Below are 18,261 nucleotides of genomic sequence, written 5' to 3'. Positions count from 1 at the left end.
CCGGCGGGGACGTAGCCTGCGGGCATGTCTTTTCCGGATGAGCCCGCTGACGCGTCAGCGGTGACGCACCACCGGGTGCCCGACGTGCTGGCGTACCTGGCCGGGGAGTGGGCCGTCGACCGCACGGCGCAGGACCTGGCCGGGAACGCGGAGGGCCGCTTCACGGGGACGACGACGTTCGCGTGGCTGGACGACGGGACCGGCGGCCTCCTGCACCACGAGTCCGGCACCTTCGTCTGGCGGGGCACCGCGCGCCCCGCCGAACGCACCCTGCGCTTCCTGCCCGGCGAAGGGGCCGGCGTCGCCCGCGTCACCTTCGCCGACGGGCGCCCCTTCCACGACCTGGACCTGCGCACCGGCAGGCACACCGCCGACCATCCGTGCGCGCTCGACCTCTACCGGGGCGAGTTCGAGGTGTACGACGAAGGGCGCTGGCGGATGCGGTGGCGGGTGGCGGGACCCGCCAAGGACCTGATCCTCACGACGGCGTACACGCGGCGCTGACCCGCAGGTTCCAGCGGCCGCCGTGGCCGGTCAGGGTGATCGTCGACAGAGGGCGGACGTCGATGTTCCAGTACGTCGACGGGGGCGCCTTCAGGGCGTAGACGAGGGCCGCTCGGACCACCGCGGGCTCGGCCACCGCGAGGATCCGCGATCCGTCGTCCACGGGACGCGTGTCGAGCCAGCCGCCGATCCGCGAGATGAACGCCAGGAGCGATTCGCCGCCGTGCGGCGCCGAGCGCGGGTCCCGCAGCCAGGCGTCGACGGCGGCGGGCTCGCTCGCCGTCACTTCGCCGAGGGTCAGACCCCGCCAGCGCCCCATGTCGCAGTCCCGCAGGGCCGGTTGGGCGAGGGGAGCGAAGCCGAGGGCGTCGCCGGTCTCGCGGCTGCGCGGGGTGGGCGAGCAGTAGCGCAGCTCGGCCACGCCGAGCGGGAGCAGGGCGGGCGCCGCGAGCTGCACCTCGCGCCAGCCTGTCTGGTCGAGCGGCCGGTCGTCGTCGAAGCGCTCGGCGAGCAGCGAGCCGCTGCGCGCGGCGGCGATGAGCGAGACGCGGGGGTGCATGCGGCGATCGTGGGGCGCGGGGCAGCAATGGTCAAGGCTTCGCCGGGAGTACGTATGCGGCCCTCGCGCCCGGGATTCGGCCTACTGCCGGCCCAGCGCCATCCACTTCGACGGGTCTTCGAGGGGGCGGAATCCGACCTTCTCGTACACCCCGTGCGCATCGGCCGTACCCAGCAGAATCCGGCGCAGACCGCTCGGCTCCAGGTGGTCCCTGACCGCGGTCACGAGCGCGCTCCCGAACCCCTTGCCGCGTACCGCACGGTCGACGTACACGTCACAGATCCAGGCGAAGGTCGCATGGTCGGTCACCACACGGGCGTACGCGACCTGCTCCCCCGAAGTCTCTTCGTAGACCCCGAAGTTGAGCGACCCGGCGATCGCCCGGTCCTGCTTCTCGCGGGTGCGCCCCATCGCCCAGTACGCGTCGGTGGAGAGCCAGTGATGAACGCGGGCGGCGTCGAGCCGAGCGGCGTCGACGGAGATCTCGTACCCCGCGGGGAGGGTGCACTTCGCATCGGACATGCCCGCAGCCTCGCAGCCACCCCGAGGAACCGTCGACCGCATTTCCCCGGCCGGGGTCAGACCGCCCCCCACACCTCGTCGCACGCCGCGCGGAGTCTGCGGACGCCCTCCCCGATCTCCCCCGCTCCCGCGACCGCCGCGAAGCTCAGGCGTACGTATGCCGCCGTGGGTTCGGCCGCGAAGTACGGGCGGCCGGGGGCCACCGCGACGCCCGCGCGCTGGGCCGCGCCCACCAGGTCCGTCTCGTTCGCGCCGTCGGGCAGGCGCAGCCACAGGAGGTAGCCGCCCGCGGGGACGTGCGGCAGGGCGAGTTCGGGGATCCGCAGGCGCAGGGCCGCCGCCATCGCGTCCCTGCGCCCCTTCAACTCGCCCGCCACCTGACGCAGATGGCGGGGCCAGGCCGGGGAGCCGACCAGTTCGAGCGCCGCCTCCTGGAGCGGCCTCGGCACGAAGAAATGGTCGACGACCTGGATCGCGCGCAGCCGCTCGAGGACCGGGCCGCGCGCGGCGAGGGCGCTCACCCTGAAGCTCGGCGACGTGGCCTTGGTGAGCGAGCAGACGTGCACGACGACGCCGTCGGGGTCGTCGGACTGCAGCGGCCTCGGCAGCGGCCCCGCGTCCTCGTGGACCAGGCGGCGCACGAAATCGTCCTCGACGACGAAGGCCCCGGCCTCACGGGCGATGCGCAGCACCTCCGGGCGGCGGGCCGCGGACAGCACGGCCCCCGTGGGGTTCTGGAACAGCGGCTGGCAGACGAACACCCGCGCCCCCGTGGCCTTGAACGCCGCGGCGAGGAGCTGGGGACGTACGCCGTCCACGTCCACCGGCACCGGAACCGGCCGCAGCCCCGCCGCGCGGGCGATCGCCAGCATGCCGGGGTAGGTCGGCGACTCGACCAGGACCGGCGTACCGGGCGGGGCGAGCGCGCGCAGTGCCGTGGTGAGCGCGCTCTGGCCGCCCGCCGTGATCAGCACCTCGGCGGCCGTGATCGCGCCGCCGATGCCCCGCGCGAACCACTCCCGCAGCTCGGGAAGCCCGTCCATCGGCGGCCTCCCCCACGCGCCGGGCCGCCGCCCCGCCCGCGCGAGAGCCGCCGACATCGCCCGCTCGGGCTGCAGCGAGGGATGCAGGTAGCCGCCGTTGAACTCGATGACGCCGGGTGACGGCGCCGCGAGCGTGGCGAGCACCCCCGAGGCGTCGACCGCGCGCGGCACCAGCTCCGTCGCCGTGTCCGCGCTCAGCGACACCTCCTGCCACGAGGTGTCCCCCGCCGGCGCGGCGGCGGTCCGCGGCTCGGCACGGAAGACGCCCGCGCCGGGCCGTGTGACGACCAGGCCCTCCGCGGCCAGCTGCCCCAGGGCGCGCGACACGGTCACCGGGCTGACCCGGAACCGGTCGACCAGCGCCCGACTGGACGGCAGCTTTCCACCTGGAGAGTAGCGGTCCAGCTCACTCCGCAGCCTGTTTGCCAGATCAGCGACACTGCTACTCTCATGCATGACAGCACAGGATAGCGCTACTCTCCCCAGCCGGATAGCAGTCCCCACGGCCACACCCGCGGGCCCGCAGCACAGCTCGCGCCGCACCGGCACCGTCATGGCCGCGCTCGGCGTCATCGCCTTCTCGCTCACCTTCCCCTCCACGGCCTGGGGCCTCGAAGGCATCGGCCCCTGGTCCTTCGTGGCCCTGCGCGGCGTCCTGAGCGCGCTCATCGCGGGCGGCGCGCTACTCGCCCTGCGCGTCCCGCTGCCCGCGCGCCGCCACTGGGCCGGGCTCGCGGTCGTCGGCGCCGGAGTCGTCATCGGCTTCCCGCTGCTCACCACGCTCGCCCTGCAGACCTCCACCACCGCCCACGCGGCCGTGGTCGTCGGCCTGCTCCCGCTGACGACCGCCGTGTTCTCGGTGCTTCGCACCGGGGCGCGGCCCTCGCGGACCTTCTGGGTGGCGGCCCTCGCGGGCGCGGCAGCGGTGATCGCGTTCACCGTCCAGCAGAGCGGCGGCGCCCTGTCGACCGCCGACCTCTACCTCTTCGCCGCGCTCCTCATCTGCGCCGCCGGTTACACCGAGGGCGGACGTCTCGCCCGCGAGATGCCGGGCTGGCAGGTCATCGGCTGGGCGCTTGTCCTGTGCCTGCCGCTCGCCGTGGCCGGGGCCGCCGTCGCCCTTCGGCACGAGCCCTTCCAGCTCACGGGCCACAGCACCACGGGACTGCTCTACTCCGCCATCGGCTCGCAGTTCCTCGGCCTGGTCGTCTGGTACCGCGGCATGGCGATGATCGGCGTCCCCAAGGCCAGCCAGCTCCAGCTCGCCCAGCCGCTGCTCACCCTGGTCTGGTCGGTGTTCCTGCTCGGCGAGCACCTCACGATCGCCGCGCCGCTGACCGCCGCCGCCGTCCTCGTGTGCATCGCGGTCACCCAGCGGGCACGTAGCTAGGTCCCTTCCGGCGCCGACAACCCGGCCCCAGCTGCGGCCACCGGTCGTAGACTTGCCGCCACGGACAGCAACCGCAGGGTGGGACGAGGAGGTCGCTCCAGATGCGTGCAACCGTAGGCGACGAGCTGGTGCTGCACGGCAGGATCGTCGGACAGCACGACCGGATCGCGGAGATCGTGGAGGTGCTCGGCGCGGACGGCGGCCCGCCGTTCCGCGTCCGCTTCGAGGACGGCCACGAGACGCTCATGTCACCGGGCCCCGACACCGTCGTACGGCACCAGGACCCGGCTTCGTAGCTCCCGGCGGGAGCCTCGCGGCTCCCGCCGGCAGAAGCAGGACCGGATCAGCGCGGCGGTTTGGCCGGCTTCTGGTAGTGGTCGGCGACCACCCGCGCCATGGCGCCGATCTTGTCGACGCCCACTTCCTTCGCCGAGAAGTACACGTGCCCGCGCGCCTGCGGGAATCCCTTGGCGTACGTGAGGTGGCGGGACAGTTCGGCCGGGTCCTGCCAGGCCGCGGGCTGCGCGGGATCGCCCGCCTTGTACAGGGCCTCGCCCACGTAGAGCCGCACGCCCGTGCCCTCGACCGTGTCCGCCCACCAGGGCAGCAGCTTGCCGTAGTCCGCGACGGTGAAGCCGATATTCCAGTACAACTGCGGACAGATGTAGTCCAGCCAGCCCTTCTTGACCCAGCCGCGGGTGTCGGCGTGCAGATTGTCGTAGGTCTGCACGCCCGCCTGCGTGTCGGAGCCGAGCGGGTCGGTCGAGGCGTTGCGCCAGACACCGAACGGGCTGATCCCGAACTGCACGTGTTTGCGGACCTTCTTGATCCGCCCCGCCATCTCGCGCACCAGGCGGTCGATGTTGTCGCGCCGCCAGGCGGCCCGGTCCGTGAATCCGCCGCCGTACCGCGCGAAGGCGTCGTCGTCGTCGAAGACCTGCCCGGCGACCGGATACGGGTAGAAGTAGTCGTCCCAGTGCACGGCGTCGATGGGGTAGTGCCGCACGGCGTCGAGCATCGCGTCCTGGACGAAGCGCCGCACCTCGGGTAGGCCGGGGTTGTAGTAGAGCTTCCCGCCGTACGGCACGACCCACTCGGGGTGCAGCCGCGCCGGGTGCGTCGGAACCAGGCGCGAGGGGTCCGTGTGGTTGGCGATACGGAAGGGGTTGAACCAGGCGTGCAGTTCGAGCCCCCTGCGGTGCGCCTCGGCCACGGCGGTGCCGAGGGGATCCCAGCCGGGGTGCTTGCCCTGCACTCCGGTGAGGCACTCCGCCCACGGCTCGAAGGGCGAGGGCCACAACGCGTCGGCGGTGGGGCGCACTTGGAAGATCACGGCGTTCAGCCGGCGCCGCACGGCCGTGTCGAGATGGCCGATCAGCTCGGCCCGCTGCTGGGCCGGCGTCAGGCCGGGCTTCGAGGGCCAGTCGCGGTTGGCGACGGTCGCCAGCCACATACCCCGCAGCTCACGGGGCGAACGCGCCCGCTCGGGGACAGCCGCCGCGTCCCCCGCCGCTGTGAGCCCGGCCACCATCGCTGCCGCCGCAATCGTGAACCCTCGGCGTGACATACGCCTCATCCGCTCGCCCCCTGGGCCGCTACATCCGCCTGAACCGCAGTGTGTAGGAGACAGCATGCCCGACCCGGCCCCTCGAGCACGGGAGGTTCGGGAGTAACGTTCACCGCCGGGGCAGCCGCCGAAACCGTACGGAGGCCGCCCGCCCGTAGATCAGCGAAAGGCACGAGGTGACCGACTCTATGCCCGACATCGCACGCGTCGGAGTAGTGGGCTGTGGCCAGATGGGCGCCGGGATCGCGGAGGTCTGCGCCCGCTCCGGACTCGACGTGAAGGTCGCGGAGACGACCGGCGAGGCCCTGGAGATCGGCCGCACCCGGCTCTACAACTCTCTCTCCAAGGCCGCCGAGCGCGGCAAGATCTCGGAGGAGGAGCGCGACGAGACGCTGGGCCGCCTCAGCTTCACGACCGACCTCGGGGAGTTCTCCGACCGCGACCTCGTGATCGAGGCGGTCGTCGAGAACGAGGCGGTCAAGACCGAGATCTTCCAGGTGCTCGACCAGGTGGTGACCCGGCAGGACGCGATCCTGGCCTCCAACACCTCGTCGATCCCGCTGGTGAAGCTGGCCGTGGCGACGTCCCGCCCCGACGCCGTCATCGGCATCCACTTCTTCAACCCGGCCCCGGTCCAGCAGCTCGTGGAGCTGATCCCCGCGCTCACGACGTCCGAGGGGACGATCAGCCGCGCGCAGACCATGGTCGAGAAGGTGCTCGGCAAGCACGCGATCCGCGCCCAGGACCGCTCGGGCTTCGTGGTCAACGCCCTGCTCATCCCGTATCTGCTCTCCGCGATCCGGATGTTCGAGTCGGGCATCGCGAGCCGCGAGGACATCGACAACGGCATGGAGCTCGGCTGCGCCCACCCGATGGGCCCGCTCAAGCTCGCCGACCTGATCGGTCTCGACACCGTCGCCTCGGTGGCGGACAGCATGTACGCCGAGTACAAGGAGCCGCTGTACGCCGCTCCCCCGCTCCTTCAGCGGATGGTGGACGCGGGCCGGCTCGGCCGCAAGTCCGGCTCGGGCTTCTACCCCTACGCCTGATATACGCCTGATACCACGCACACCGGTACTCACCGTTCGCACCGCACGCGGGCCCGGCACTCTTTCGAGTGCCGGGCCCGCGCCGTTCACACACCGTGTGCACTTCGGGCTCGCATATGCCTGTCGCACACTCTCCCGCCCTGGCCACCAGGGGAGTTGACTTTCTGTGCGCATCAGGGGGATGGACAGCTACAGAAAGGAACGGACTTGTGACCGCCGACCCCGAACCTCGCGTGGTCCCCGAAGAACTCGCAGAGTTACGCCGAAGCTTGGACGTGGGCCTCGCCCGCGTCGACGGACAGCTGGCGTTGCTCACCCAACACGACGAACAGAGCGTCAAGAATCAGGACGAACTGACCGTACGGATCGCCGCACTCGAGCACACGCGCTGGCCGCTGCCCGCCCTTCTCGCCCTCACGGCGGTCGGTGCGCTCGCCGTCGCGGTCTGGCAGGCCATCGGGCATTAGCGCGCGTCCTGACCGAGGCGCAGATGATGCAGGAGCAGGAGCGCGGCCGCCATGTTGGCGGCCGGCACTTCGCCGCGCGCCACCATGTCAGGGACGAGCTTCAAGGGGACCCACTCACGGCGGTCGGACTCGAAGTCGTCTTCGGGATGACCGATGTAGGTGCACTCATCGGACCAGTAGATGTGGTGCCTGGCGTCGGTGAGCCCATTGGACGGCTCGACACTCATCAGGTGTCGTAACGGGCCCGGCCGCCAGCCGGTCTCCTCCTCCATTTCCCGGGCGGCCGCGTACGCGATGTCCTCCCCGTCCTCGACGACGCCGGCGGCGAGTTCCCAGCCCCAGCTGTCGGTGATGAATCGGTGCCGCCACAGCAGCAGCACCTCGTTGGCCTCGTTGACGACGGTGGCCACGGCGACGGGCCGCAGCCGTATCAGGAAGTGATCGAGGTGCCGGCCGTCGGGCAGTTCGACATCTGCCAGGTTGACCGAGAACCATCGGTTTCCATACACAGTTTGTTCGCTTTGTTTCGTCCACTGCACGGTTCTGCCACCTTCCGCCGAGTAGATGGCAATATCGCAGCAGGAGGGTGTTCAGAGCAGCGGGAGGACGGCGCGCTGGTTCAGCGCTCGCCCGGGGTCGTCACCGGCGTACGCAGGGTGCGCATCACAGGGGTACGCGCAGCGCTCCGTCGATGAGTTCGGCCGCCTCGGCCGTGCCCGCGCAGTCGCTGCGCACCAGGTGTTCCCGCACGGCCCGCAGCCGGTCGCGCAGCCGCTGGGACTCCATTCCCCGCGCCTGCTCCGCCATTTCCACGGCCGTGGCCACCGCCTCGTCGGTGTTGCCCTGGCGCAGTTCGATCTGGCTGAGCATGGCGAGCCGGTGGACCCTGCCCCGGTCGTGAGCCGGAGTGTCGACCGCCGCCGCCGCGTGCTCGTACGCCCCCGAGAGGTCCCCCAGACTGAGCAGGGCCTCCGCCACCTGCACGTTGACGAGTCCGGGCTGGACATAGCCGGTTTCGTCCGGCTCACGGCCCCGCCTGATGCGTTCCGCGGCGACCTCCGCACGCCGGATGCAGGACAGCGCGCTGCTGCCGTCGCCCAGATGCGCGTACGACTTCGCCTGCATCGCGTAGAGGTCGGAGGCGAGGGCCGGGGTCAGATCGCGCCCCGCGGCGCGCAGCGCGGCCTCCGCGAAGGCCACCGCCTGCCGGTACTCGCGCATGAACAGGGACTGGTTGACGAGCAGCGCGATGACATAGGCGCCAAGTCCCCGGTCACCGCTCGCCTTGGCGAGCCGCAGCGCCTGGTGGAAGTAGCGCTGGGCCAGGCCGTGCGCGTCCGAGTCATAGGCGCAGATGCCCGCGATGGCCACCAACCCGCCGGTGGATCTGTGCAGTTGGCGGCCCGTCTCGTCCGTGTAGCTGCCGCGCAGCAGGGGCGCGGCCTCGGCGTTGAGGAAGCCGACGATGCGGGTGCGGGTCGCGATGCCGCCGGTCTTGCGGTACATCTGCTCGTAGTGGGCGCGGGCGGCGCGCATCATGTCGATGTCGGCCGTGCTCACCTGGTGCCTGCCGCCGCGCGAGACGTCCACGTCCTCGGGCGGGTTCTCCCACTCCCAGACGGGCATCACGGCGGGTGTTCCCGTGACCGCGGGTGCGCCGAGGAGGTGCGGGCGCTGCTGTTCGTCCGAGCGCCACAGGGCCGTGGCCCTCTCCACGAACCCGGACAGCGTCGAGGACATGGAGCCGGTCGCCACGGACGGCAGGCCCGGCACGCCGAGCCCGATGTCGTCCAGGGTGACCGTGCGCTGGAGCCGCCCCGCGAGGACCTCGCAGATCAGGTCGGGCACCTGGCCGCGCGGGCGCTGGCCCTTCAACCACCGTGATACGGCGGTGTGTTCGTATCGCAGGGCGAGGCCGCGCCTCTTCCCCGCCTGATTGACGTGGGCAGCCAGGCCCGCGTGGGAGATTCCCGCCTCGTCGAGGATCGCGTCGAGCAGGGTATTGGGCTGCATGGAGGCCCTCCGGTGACTCGGTGTGGCCAGCGTAGTAGAGGTGACTTCACACGGGGTGTGAACGGAGTGCGCGAATCCGGGGGGTGTGCGCTCTGCCGTCGCCACTCGCGTCACGCTTGACTGAGGTTCCTCACAAGGAGGCCGGCCGGGCCGCCGGCTCCCCCTCGAAAAGTGCGGCGGTCCACACTTGCGCCGTCCGCCCGCCGTCTGCCCGACAGCTCCAGGGCGGGGACGGGCGGCGCACGGCCGGCGGAAGTTGACGGTGCGTCATGTCATGGTGTTCTCCCGGCGCACCGTCTCCCCCTGCTGCGGGGGCACCCGGCGGCGGTCGTTGCGCAGGACGAGCAGCGCCGCGTCGTCGGAGGGCAGCCGCCCGGTGTGCCGCCTGAGCCGGTCGTACACCGAGTGGATCACGACCCGGGGCGCGACCGGCGTGACCCGCACCGCTTCGGTGAGCGCCGCCTGGAGCGGAAAGAACCGTCCGGCCGCGTCCCGCGCGTCCTCCATGCCGTCCGTGTGCAGCACGAGCGCCTCGCCCGGCAGGAGCGGCCCGAGCTGCGTCAGGGGCAGTTCGGCGGGGAGCGGGAAGGAGCCAAGCGGCGGCAGCGGCTCCCGTGCGCTGACCGGCTCGGCGCGCCCGCTCAGGCGGTGCGGCCAGGGATGACCGCAGTTGAGCGCGGTCATCCCGCCGTCCGGGCCGATCTCCATCAGGAGTACGGTCACGAACTCCTCGGCCGGCGGACTGTCCGGCACCACGCCGCCGTACGCCGGATGCTCGGCCCGTGACCGCTCCCGCAGGTGCCGGTCCAGGGCGCGCTCCAACTTCCGCAGTACGTGCGACAGTTCGGCCTCTTCGTGCGCCGCGTCGCGGAAGCTGCCGAGCACGGCGGCGGCCGTGGCGAGCGCGGTCAGGCCGTGCCCGCGCACATCGCCCATGACGACGCGCACTCCGTGCTCGGTGGCCGCCACCTCGTACAGATCACCGCCGACGGATGCGCCGCGCGACGCGGAGAGCCGCCCGGCCGCCACCGCGAGGCCGTCGACGCGCGGCGGCAGCGGCCGCAGCAGGGCGTTCTGCGCGGCGCCCGCGACCTCACGGAGCTGACGCAACTCCCGCAGCAGCGTGCTCCTCACGTGCAGCACCAGACCGGAGCCGACCGCGAAGAAGACCGCGCTGGTGATGATCCGCGCTTCGAGGGTGTCCTGCCGGGCGAGCGGACAGACGAACTTGTACGTGACGGCGGCCGCACCCCACATCGTCGGAAGGCCCAGCGAGACGACGCGCCGCAGCCGCGGCGGGTCCGCAGCCCCAGTCCTGATACCGATCATGCCGACGGCCCCCCTAAGGCCCGGTACAGCGTGCCGGCCGCGCAGACCGCGCAGATCACGGCCCCTGCGGCCGGGTCGATTCTGTCGACCGGCTGACCCGCTCGGGCAGGAGAGAGCCCACTCGCCACTCAAATGAGTGAAGGGCGCACCCGGTGACCCGGATACGCCCTTCTTTGCGCCTCTTGTGCGCCTGGTGACGACTACTGGCGGTGACTAAGCTCCGCGCAGCACCGCGCCCATCCGCTCCGCCGCCAGGGCGACGGCCGCGTCACGCGCCGCGGATGCCTCGTCGACGGTCAGCGTGCGGTCGGCCGCGCGGAAGCGCAGCGCGTACGCGAGGGACTTCTTGCCCGCACCGATCTGCTCGCCGGTGAAGACGTCGAACAGGCGGATGGACTCGAGGAGTTCACCCGCGCCCTCGCGCAGCACCTTCTCGACGTCGGCGGCGGGGACGCCCCCGTCGACGACGAGCGCGACGTCCTGCGTGGCGACCGGGAAGGTGGAGATCTTCGGCCCCTGCGGGACTCCGGCGCTCGCCTCCTCCAGACGGTCCAGGTCGAGCTCCATCGCGCAGGTGCGCGCGGGCAGACCGAGCGCCTTGACGACGCGCGGGTGCAGCTCGCCCGCGTGCCCGATGACCTGCTCGGCGCCGTCGATCACGACGGCGAGCTCGGCGCACCGGCCCGGGTGCCACGGGCCGTACTGGCCCTGGCGCACGAGCAGTTCGGTGCCCGACTCGGCGGCCAGGGTGCGCGCGGCCTGGACCGCGTCGGCCCACTGGGCCGGAACACCCTTGCCCCACCAGCCGGCCTGCTCGCGGGCGCCCGCGAGGACGACGGCGGCGTGCCGCGGCTGGACGGGAAGCGCCTCGGTCAGGGAGGCGATCTCCTCGGCCGTGGGACGGCGGTCGACGGGAAGACGGACCGCGACCCGGGCCTCCTCGCGGGGCTGGAAGACCAGACCCGTCTCGAAGAGCGCCAGGTCGTGGCTGCCGCGGCCTTCGTTGCGGCGCAGCGCGCCGAGCAGGCCCGGCAGCAGCGTCGTACGGAGAGCGGGCTCCTCGTCGGAGAGCGGGTTGACCAGCGTGACGACCCTGCGCTTGGGGTCGCCGGGCTCCAGGCCCAGCTGGTCGAAGACCTGCTCGCCGATGAACGGGTAGTTCGGCGCCTCGACGAATCCGCTGCCGGCGAGGGCGCGGCCGATGCGGCGGTGCAGGCGCTGCCGGTCGGTCAGGCCGCGGCCCGCGGGGGGCTTGGGCAGCGTCGACGGGAGGTTCTCGTACCCCTCGAGACGGATGACCTCTTCGGCGAGGTCGTTCGGCTCGGCGAGGTCGGGACGCCAGGACGGCACGGTGACGGTCAGGGCGTCCTGGCCGTAGACGTCGCAGCCGACCTCCTGGAGGCGGCGGACGACGGTCTCGCGGCCGTAGGTCACGCCGGCGACCTTGTCCGGGTGATCGGCGGGCATGCTGATCGTGTGCGGCGCGGAGGGCGCGATGACCTCGGTGACCCCGGACTCGGCCGTGCCGCCCGCGAGCAGGACGAGGAGATCGACCGTGCGCTGCGCGGCGGCGGACGCGGCCAGCGGGTCGACGCCACGCTCGAAGCGCTTGGCCGCCTCGGAGGGCAGCTTGTGGCGCCGGGCCGTGCGGGCGATGGAGATCGCGTCGAAGTGCGCGGCCTCGATGACGACGTCGGTGGTCCCGGCCGCCTCTTCGTGGTCGGCGATCTCGGTGTTCGCGCCGCCCATGACGCCCGCGAGGCCGATCGGGCCACGGTCGTCGGTGATGACCAGGTCCTCGGCGTCCAGGACGCGCTTGGTGCCGTCGAGCGTCGTGAACTTCTCGCCCTGCTCGGCACGGCGCACGCCGATCGTGCCCTGGATGCGGGAGCGGTCGTAGGCGTGCAGGGGCTGGCCGAGCTCCAGCATCACGTAGTTCGTGATGTCGACGGCGAGCGAGATCGGGCGCATGCCCGCCTTCTGCAGCCGGCGCTGGAGCCAGATCGGCGAGCGGGCCTCGGGCCGCAGGCCGGTGACGGTGCGCGCGGTGAAGCGGTCGCAGCCCATCGGGTCGGCGATCTTGACCGGGTAGCCGAGGGAGTTCGGCGCCGGCACGTCCAGGAGCGCCGGGTCGCGCAGCGGCAGGCCGTACGCGATGGCGGTCTCGCGGGCGACGCCGCGCATCGAGAGGGCGTAACCGCGGTCGGGCGTGACGGCGATGTCCAGGACCTCGTCGACCAGTTCGAGCAGCTTGATGGCGTCGGTGCCGGCCTCGTGCTCGGGCGGGAGGACGATGATGCCGCCGCTGCCGTCGTCGCCCATGCCGAGCTCGTCGCCGGAGCAGATCATGCCGTGCGAGGTCTTGCCGTACGTCTTGCGCGCGGCGATCTTGAAGTCGCCGGGCAGGACGGCGCCGGGAAGGACGACGACGACCTTGTCGCCGACGGCGAAGTTCCGGGCGCCGCAGACGATCTCCTGCGGCTCGCCGGTGCCGTTGGCGGAGCCGACGTCGACGGTGCAGAAGCGGATGGGCTTCTTGAAGCCCTCCAGCTCCTCGATGGTGAGGACCTTGCCGACGACGAGGGGGCCGGTGAGACCGGCACCCGTCCGCTCGACGGTCTCGACCTCGAGGCCGACCTCGATCAGCTTGGCCTGCACGTCACGGCCGGTCTCGGAGGCGGGGAGATCGACGTACTCCCGCAGCCAGGAAAGCGGGACCCGCATCAGATCTCCATCCCGAAGGGCCGGGTGAACCGGACGTCACCCTCGACCATGTCTCGCATGTCTTCGACGTTGTGGCGGAACATCAGCATCCGTTCGATGCCGAACCCGAAAGCGAATCCGCTGTACTTCTGGGGGTCGACGCCGCAGGCGGTGAGCACCTTCGGGTTGACCATGCCGCAGCCGCCCAGCTCGATCCAGCCCTCGCTGCCGCAGGTGCGGCAGGGGCGGTCGGGGTTGCCCACGGACTCGCCGCGGCAGACATAGCAGACCATGTCCATCTCGGCGGACGGCTCGGTGAACGGGAAGTAATTCGGGCGCAGGCGCGTCTTCATGTCGGCGCCGAAGAGCGACTGGACCATGTGGTCCAGGGTGCCCTTGAGGTCGGCCATGGTCAGGCCCTCGTCCACGGCGAGCAGCTCGATCTGGTGGAAGACCGGGGTGTGCGTCGCGTCCAGCTCGTCCGTGCGGTACACACGGCCGGGGCAGACGATGTAGACGGGCGGCTCGCGGTCGAGCATCGCGCGGGCCTGCACCGGGGAGGTGTGGGTGCGCAGCACGACACCGGACTCGTCGCCCACGGCGCCCTTGGGGCCCTGGACGAAGAAGGTGTCCTGCATCTGCCGGGCCGGGTGGTCCGGGGTGAAGTTCAGGGCGTCGAAGTTGAACCACTCCGCCTCGACCTCGGGGCCCTCGGCGATCTCGTAGCCCATGGCGACGAAGACGTCCGCGACACGCTCCATGAACGTGGTCAGCGGGTGCCGGGCACCGGCCGGGACGCGGTCGTACGGCAGCGTGACGTCCACTGCCTCCTCGACGAGCACCCGGGCGTCGCGCTCGGCCTCGAGCTCGGCCTGGCGGGCGGCGAGCGCCTTGCTCACGGCGCCGCGCGCCATGCCGACGCGCTTGCCCGCCTCGGCCTTGGCCTGCGGGGGCAGCGCGCCGATCTCGCGGTTGGCGAGGGCCAGCGGCGAGGTGCCGCCGGTGTGCGCGACCTTGGCCTCCTGGAGCTGTTCGAGGTCGCCCGCGGCGGCGAAGGCGGCGAGCGCCTCGTCCCGCATGCGCTCGATCTCTTCAGGTTTCAGTGCCTCGACCTCAACAGGGTCGTACGACTTGTTCGGTGCCGACATCTCTTCCCGTGCTTCCGGTTGGCTGGTGATGGTCCCCGTCTACGACTCGGAGACGAATCGTCCACAGATCAGGGACGCAAACGTGCCAAGGATCGAGTCTAACGGGGGTGGCGCAGGTGAATGAGCCCGCGGGCCGCGCCCGGGCGGATCAGGAGTGATCAGAGCTGATCGGAGAGGACCAGGAAGATCAGAGGAGATACGCCGGAGTGCCCACGGGCAACGTAAATCGGAACTGGGCGCCGCCACCGGGCGCGCGGCCGACGACGATCGTCCCGCCGTGCGCTTCCACGATGCCCTTCACGATGTACAAGCCGAGTCCCGTCCCGCCGCGCTTGCTGCCCCGCCAGAAGCGGGTGAAGACACGGCCCATCGATTCCTCCGGAATGCCGGCTCCCTCGTCGCTCACGGTCACAGCCGTCTCGGCCCCGCCCCGCTCGCGCGGGGACGCCGAGGGCGCCACGTCAATGGTGACGGTTCCCTCGCCGTGCCGCACGGCATTTTCCAGCAGGTTGCTGAGCACCTGGTCGATCTTGTCGGGGTCGGCCCAGAGGTCCGGCATCGGCTGCTGCACCCGCACCAGGAAGCGGTCCGCGTCCTGGCCGGAGGCCACATGGGCCTGGATGTGGCGGCCGACGGCGGCACCGATGTCGACGGGCTGACGGCGCAGTTCCAGGCGTCCGGAATCGATACGGGAGATGTCCAGGAGCTCGGCGATGAGCCGTGTGACGCGGTCGGCGTCGGCGTCCACCGTCTCCAGCATCAGCTTTTTCTGGTCGTCGGTGAAGCGCTCCCACTTGGCGAGCAGCGTCGCCGTGAAGCCCTTCACGGAGGTGAGGGGAGAGCGGAGCTCGTGGGCGACGGTGGCGATCAGCTCCGCGTGGCTGCGCTCGGTGCGGCGGCGGGCCTCGGTGTCGCGGATCGAGACGACGACACGGCGCACGGGGCCCGTGGGCACGGTGCGCACATAGCGCGCGGAGACGAGGACCTCACGCCCGCCGGGGAGCAGCAGATTGCGCTCGGGCTGGGCAAAGCGGGTGGCCAGGCCGCCGTACGGGTCGGTGAGGCGCCACCAGCGGCGCCCTTCGAGGTCTTCCAAGGGGAGCGCGTGGTCCAGCGGGGTGCCGATGGCTTCGGCGGCGGGGACCGCGGTGATGCGCTCGGCCGCGGCGTTGAAGCAGATCACGTACCCGGTCTCGTCCGCGACGACGAGGCCGTCGGGCAGGTCGTCCGGGTCGAGGCCGAGCCCGCCGAGGTCACCGAGGGCGCCATGGTCCGCGCGAGTGGACGGGACACCCCGTACTCCCGGTGATCTGCTCGTGCCGATGCTCATTCCCCTTACCCCACCTCTCGGACCGGCACAGGAGGCCTCCGAGCCCGTCACACTACTAGCTGGGCGTGACGGAACGGCACCCTCCAGCCGCACGCTGTGCACGGGCGGAGGCATAGAGGCACACGGCCGCCGCCGTCGCGAGGTTGAGGCTTTCGGCTCTGCCGTGGATCGGAACGCGCACCACCGCGTCGGCGAGTGCGCGGGTCTCCTCCGGGAGCCCCCAGGCCTCGTTGCCGAAGACCCAGGCCGAGGGGGTGCCCATGGTGCCCTTGTCCAGCTCGTCGTCGAGGTCGTCCTCGCCCGATCCGTCGGCCGCCAGGATGCGTACGCCTGCGTCCTTGAGCCCTTGGACGGCCCGCTCGACGGGGACGCCGACGGCGACGGGCAGATGGAACAGCGAGCCGACCGACGCGCGCACGCACTTGGGGTTGTAGAGATCCACGGAGGCGTCCGTCAGGACGACGGCGTCGGCCCCGGCCGCGTCGGCGCACCGCAGCACGGTCCCGGCGTTGCCGGGGTCGCGGACGTGCGCGAGGACGGCGACCAGCTTGGGCTTCGCGGCGAGGATGTCGTCGAAGGGGGTGTCGAGGAACCGGCAGACGCCGACGAGCCCCTGCGGCGTCACGGTCGTCGAGATGTCGGCGATGACGTCCTCGTCCGCCAGATGCACCCGGGCACCGGCGGCCCTGGCCTCGCCGACGATGTCCGCGTAGCGCTCGGCGGCTTCGACGGTGGCGAACAGCTCGACGAGCGTGTCCCCCGTGCCGGCGTACGCGGCGGCCTCCCGCACGGCCTGCGGCCCCTCGGCGAGAAACAGCCGCTCCTTCCCCCGGAAGTTCCGCTTGGCGAGCCGCCGCGCGGCACTGACACGGGACGACTTGGGGGAGATCAGCTCAGGGGCGGCAACCATCAATACTCACCTTGGGTGCAGCGCCCCTGAAAGGGGCGCGGGGAACTGCGCGACCAGCCACAAAAGACCCGCGGACGGCAGAAGACAGAAGAGGGCAGACGAGAGCCCGAACAGAATCGGACCCGCAAGCCACAGGCTTGCGGGTCCGATCAGGTGCAGCTCAACGCAAGGCTCAGGCGGCCTTCGGGGCGTTGACGTCAGAGGGCAGAGCCTTCTGCGCGACCTCGACGAGCGCGGCGAACGCGTTCGCGTCGTTGACGGCGAGCTCCGCGAGGATCTTGCGGTCCACCTCGATGTTGGCGGCCTTCAGACCCTGGATGAAGCGGTTGTAGGTGATGCCGTTGGCGCGGGCAGCGGCGTTGATGCGCTGGATCCACAGCTGACGGAAGTCGCCCTTGCGCTTCTTGCGGTCGTTGTAGTTGTAGACCAGGGAGTGGGTGACCTGCTCCTTGGCCTTGCGGTACAGGCGCGACCGCTGGCCGCGGTAACCGCTGGCCTGCTCGAGGATCGCCCGACGCTTCTTGTGCGCGTTGACTGCGCGCTTGACGCGTGCCACTTGTTAACTCCTTGTAGCGGGGCCGTGGTTGGACTCACACGACCCGATATCGATTGGGTCCCGGTCAGAGTTCAGGCGCGGTGTGCGCCCGGACTCACTTGCCGAGAAGCTTCTTGATCTTCTTGGCGTCGCCCGGGGCCATCTCGGCGTTGCCGGTGAGGCGACGCGTCAGACGGGACGACTTGTGCTCGAGCAGGTGGCGCTTGCCGGCGCGCTCACGGAGCACCTTGCCGGAGCCGGTGATCTTGAAGCGCTTGCTGGCACCGCTGTGCGTCTTGTTCTTCGGCATAGCGCCGTTCTCTCCTCGTCATTGGCACTCCCTGCCGTTTCCGGTTCCTGCGAACCGTGGGCAGGGAGCGTCAGATCTATCGGTTGTCATCCTGGGCGCGCGTGGGAGGCGCGTCCGGGATCAGGCCTCTGCAGGCTCCTCGGCGGGCGCATCGACCGGAGCGGCGGCCTCGGCGGGCGCCTCCTCGGCGGACTCGTCCCCGCGACCCTGTCGCTCGGCCTTACGGGCGGCCTGGGCCTCGCGGGCCTCGGCCATGGCTTCGGTCTTCTTCTTGTGCGGACCGAGGACCATGATCATGTTTCGGCCGTCCTGCTTCGGGTTCGACTCGATGAACCCAAGCTCTTCGACGTCGTTCGCGAGGCGCTGCAGCAGTCGGTAGCCGAGCTCCGGCCTGGACTGCTCGCGACCACGGAACATGATCGTGATCTTGACCTTGTCGCCCTGCTTGAGGAACCGGACGACGTGACCCTTCTTGGTGTCATAGTCGTGCGGGTCGATCTTCGGCCGGAGCTTCATCTCCTTGATGACCGTGTGCGCCTGGTTCTTGCGCGCTTCACGGGCCTTCATGGCCGACTCGTACTTGAACTTCCCGTAATCCATGAGCTTGCACACGGGCGGACGGGCGGTCGCCGCCACCTCGACCAGGTCGAGGTCGTACTCCTGTGCGAGCTCCAGGGCCTTGGCAAGCGGAACAATCCCGACCTGCTCGCCGCTGGGACCGACAAGTCGCACCTCGGGAACGCGAATCCGGTCGTTGATGCGGGGCTCGGCGCTGATGGATCCTCCTCGGTAGCACCACGCGGCGGTCTGGCGGACAGCCGCGTTACGTCTGTTGTAGAGACCAACCGAGCGGGCGCATAAAAAATGCCCCTACCGATCACA

At 71.2% G+C, this 18,261-nt stretch carries 19 protein-coding genes; 5 read left to right on the top strand and 14 right to left on the bottom strand.

Annotated features, from left to right (window positions below; genetic code table 11):
• Window positions 1-24 precede the first annotated feature (24 nt).
• Entirely contained in the window at window positions 25-504 is a 480-nt protein-coding gene (locus ABZ906_RS40585; RefSeq protein ID WP_361391400.1) for a DUF6314 family protein, read from the top strand.
• Here the strand turns inward: ABZ906_RS40585 and ABZ906_RS40580 are convergent.
• The 3 genes from ABZ906_RS40580 to ABZ906_RS40570 form a co-directional block, all read right to left on the bottom strand.
• Complete coding sequence (locus tag ABZ906_RS40580) at window positions 479-1,063, bottom strand: histidine phosphatase family protein (protein ID WP_361391397.1); 585 nt, start codon at window positions 1,061-1,063, stop codon at window positions 479-481. The two genes, ABZ906_RS40585 and ABZ906_RS40580, sit on opposite strands and share 26 nt — an antisense overlap.
• An 81-nt stretch (window positions 1,064-1,144) precedes the next feature.
• Complete coding sequence (locus ABZ906_RS40575) at window positions 1,145-1,585, bottom strand: GNAT family N-acetyltransferase (protein ID WP_361196897.1); 441 nt, start codon at window positions 1,583-1,585, stop codon at window positions 1,145-1,147.
• A gap of 56 nt (window positions 1,586-1,641) precedes the next feature.
• On the bottom strand, window positions 1,642-3,084 hold the full coding sequence (locus ABZ906_RS40570) for a PLP-dependent aminotransferase family protein (protein WP_361391395.1): 1,443 nt from the start codon (window positions 3,082-3,084) through the stop codon (window positions 1,642-1,644).
• On the opposite strand from ABZ906_RS40570, the gene ABZ906_RS40565 reads away from it, so the two are divergent.
• Window positions 3,083-4,018 (top strand): DMT family transporter, encoded by a 936-nt coding sequence (locus ABZ906_RS40565; RefSeq protein WP_361391392.1) that lies wholly within the window; start codon window positions 3,083-3,085, stop codon window positions 4,016-4,018. The two genes, ABZ906_RS40570 and ABZ906_RS40565, sit on opposite strands and share 2 nt — an antisense overlap.
• A 101-nt stretch (window positions 4,019-4,119) precedes the next feature.
• Window positions 4,120-4,314 carry a DUF1918 domain-containing protein gene (locus ABZ906_RS40560; RefSeq protein ID WP_361196888.1) on the top strand — a complete coding sequence of 65 codons (195 nt, stop codon included), beginning with the start codon at window positions 4,120-4,122 and terminating at the stop codon, window positions 4,312-4,314.
• Window positions 4,315-4,361: 47 nt separating this feature from the next.
• Here ABZ906_RS40560 and ABZ906_RS40555 read toward each other — a convergent pair whose 3' ends face one another.
• Window positions 4,362-5,594, bottom strand: coding sequence for a family 10 glycosylhydrolase (locus tag ABZ906_RS40555; RefSeq protein WP_361196885.1), 1,233 nt, complete (start codon window positions 5,592-5,594; stop codon window positions 4,362-4,364).
• A gap of 179 nt (window positions 5,595-5,773) precedes the next feature.
• On the opposite strand from ABZ906_RS40555, the gene ABZ906_RS40550 reads away from it, so the two are divergent.
• A complete protein-coding gene (locus tag ABZ906_RS40550; RefSeq protein WP_361196882.1) occupies window positions 5,774-6,634 on the top strand; it encodes a 3-hydroxybutyryl-CoA dehydrogenase in 861 nt (286 codons plus the stop codon).
• 209 nt (window positions 6,635-6,843) lie between these two features.
• Entirely contained in the window at window positions 6,844-7,101 is a 258-nt protein-coding gene (locus ABZ906_RS40545; RefSeq protein WP_361196879.1) for a hypothetical protein, read from the top strand.
• On the opposite strand, the gene ABZ906_RS40540 is transcribed toward ABZ906_RS40545, so the two are convergent.
• The 10 genes from ABZ906_RS40540 to infC form a co-directional block, all read right to left on the bottom strand.
• Window positions 7,098-7,640: an NUDIX hydrolase gene (locus ABZ906_RS40540; protein ID WP_361196877.1), complete on the bottom strand. Its 543-nt coding sequence runs from the start codon at window positions 7,638-7,640 to the stop codon at window positions 7,098-7,100. The genes ABZ906_RS40545 and ABZ906_RS40540 overlap by 4 nt on opposite strands.
• 124 nt (window positions 7,641-7,764) lie before the next feature.
• The gene (locus ABZ906_RS40535; protein WP_361196874.1) at window positions 7,765-9,114 is read right to left on the bottom strand and encodes a transcriptional regulator; all 1,350 of its coding nucleotides are present in this window, start codon (window positions 9,112-9,114) and stop codon (window positions 7,765-7,767) included.
• A gap of 267 nt (window positions 9,115-9,381) precedes the next feature.
• Complete coding sequence (locus ABZ906_RS40530; RefSeq protein ID WP_361391494.1) at window positions 9,382-10,371, bottom strand: PP2C family protein-serine/threonine phosphatase; 990 nt, start codon at window positions 10,369-10,371, stop codon at window positions 9,382-9,384.
• A 285-nt stretch (window positions 10,372-10,656) separates the two neighbouring features.
• Window positions 10,657-13,167: a phenylalanine--tRNA ligase subunit beta gene (gene pheT / locus ABZ906_RS40525; protein ID WP_361196868.1), complete on the bottom strand. Its 2,511-nt coding sequence runs from the start codon at window positions 13,165-13,167 to the stop codon at window positions 10,657-10,659.
• Window positions 13,167-14,294 carry a phenylalanine--tRNA ligase subunit alpha gene (gene pheS / locus ABZ906_RS40520; protein ID WP_361196865.1) on the bottom strand — a complete coding sequence of 376 codons (1,128 nt, stop codon included), beginning with the start codon at window positions 14,292-14,294 and terminating at the stop codon, window positions 13,167-13,169. The genes pheT and pheS overlap by 1 nt, the downstream gene beginning before the upstream one ends.
• A 187-nt stretch (window positions 14,295-14,481) precedes the next feature.
• Window positions 14,482-15,624, bottom strand: a complete 1,143-nt coding sequence (locus ABZ906_RS40515) for an ATP-binding protein (protein ID WP_361196862.1) — start codon at window positions 15,622-15,624, stop codon at window positions 14,482-14,484.
• Between the two features lie 55 nt (window positions 15,625-15,679).
• Window positions 15,680-16,534 carry an RNA methyltransferase gene (locus ABZ906_RS40510; protein WP_361391389.1) on the bottom strand — a complete coding sequence of 285 codons (855 nt, stop codon included), beginning with the start codon at window positions 16,532-16,534 and terminating at the stop codon, window positions 15,680-15,682.
• Window positions 16,535-16,706: 172 nt separating this feature from the next.
• A complete protein-coding gene (gene rplT, locus ABZ906_RS40505; RefSeq protein WP_016642495.1) occupies window positions 16,707-17,090 on the bottom strand; it encodes a 50S ribosomal protein L20 in 384 nt (127 codons plus the stop codon).
• A 94-nt stretch (window positions 17,091-17,184) separates the two neighbouring features.
• The gene (gene rpmI / locus ABZ906_RS40500; protein WP_030560333.1) at window positions 17,185-17,379 is read right to left on the bottom strand and encodes a 50S ribosomal protein L35; all 195 of its coding nucleotides are present in this window, start codon (window positions 17,377-17,379) and stop codon (window positions 17,185-17,187) included.
• Between the two features lie 120 nt (window positions 17,380-17,499).
• Window positions 17,500-18,156, bottom strand: a complete 657-nt coding sequence (gene infC / locus ABZ906_RS40495) for a translation initiation factor IF-3 (protein WP_361196945.1) — start codon at window positions 18,154-18,156, stop codon at window positions 17,500-17,502.
• Window positions 18,157-18,261: the final 105 nt, after the last annotated feature.

This window comes from Streptomyces sp. NPDC046925 (assembly GCF_040644915.1).
Lineage (GTDB): Bacteria > Actinomycetota > Actinomycetes > Streptomycetales > Streptomycetaceae > Streptomyces.
Note: the sequence above shows the minus strand (reverse complement) of the source record. Positions and strands in the feature narration are given on the sequence as shown.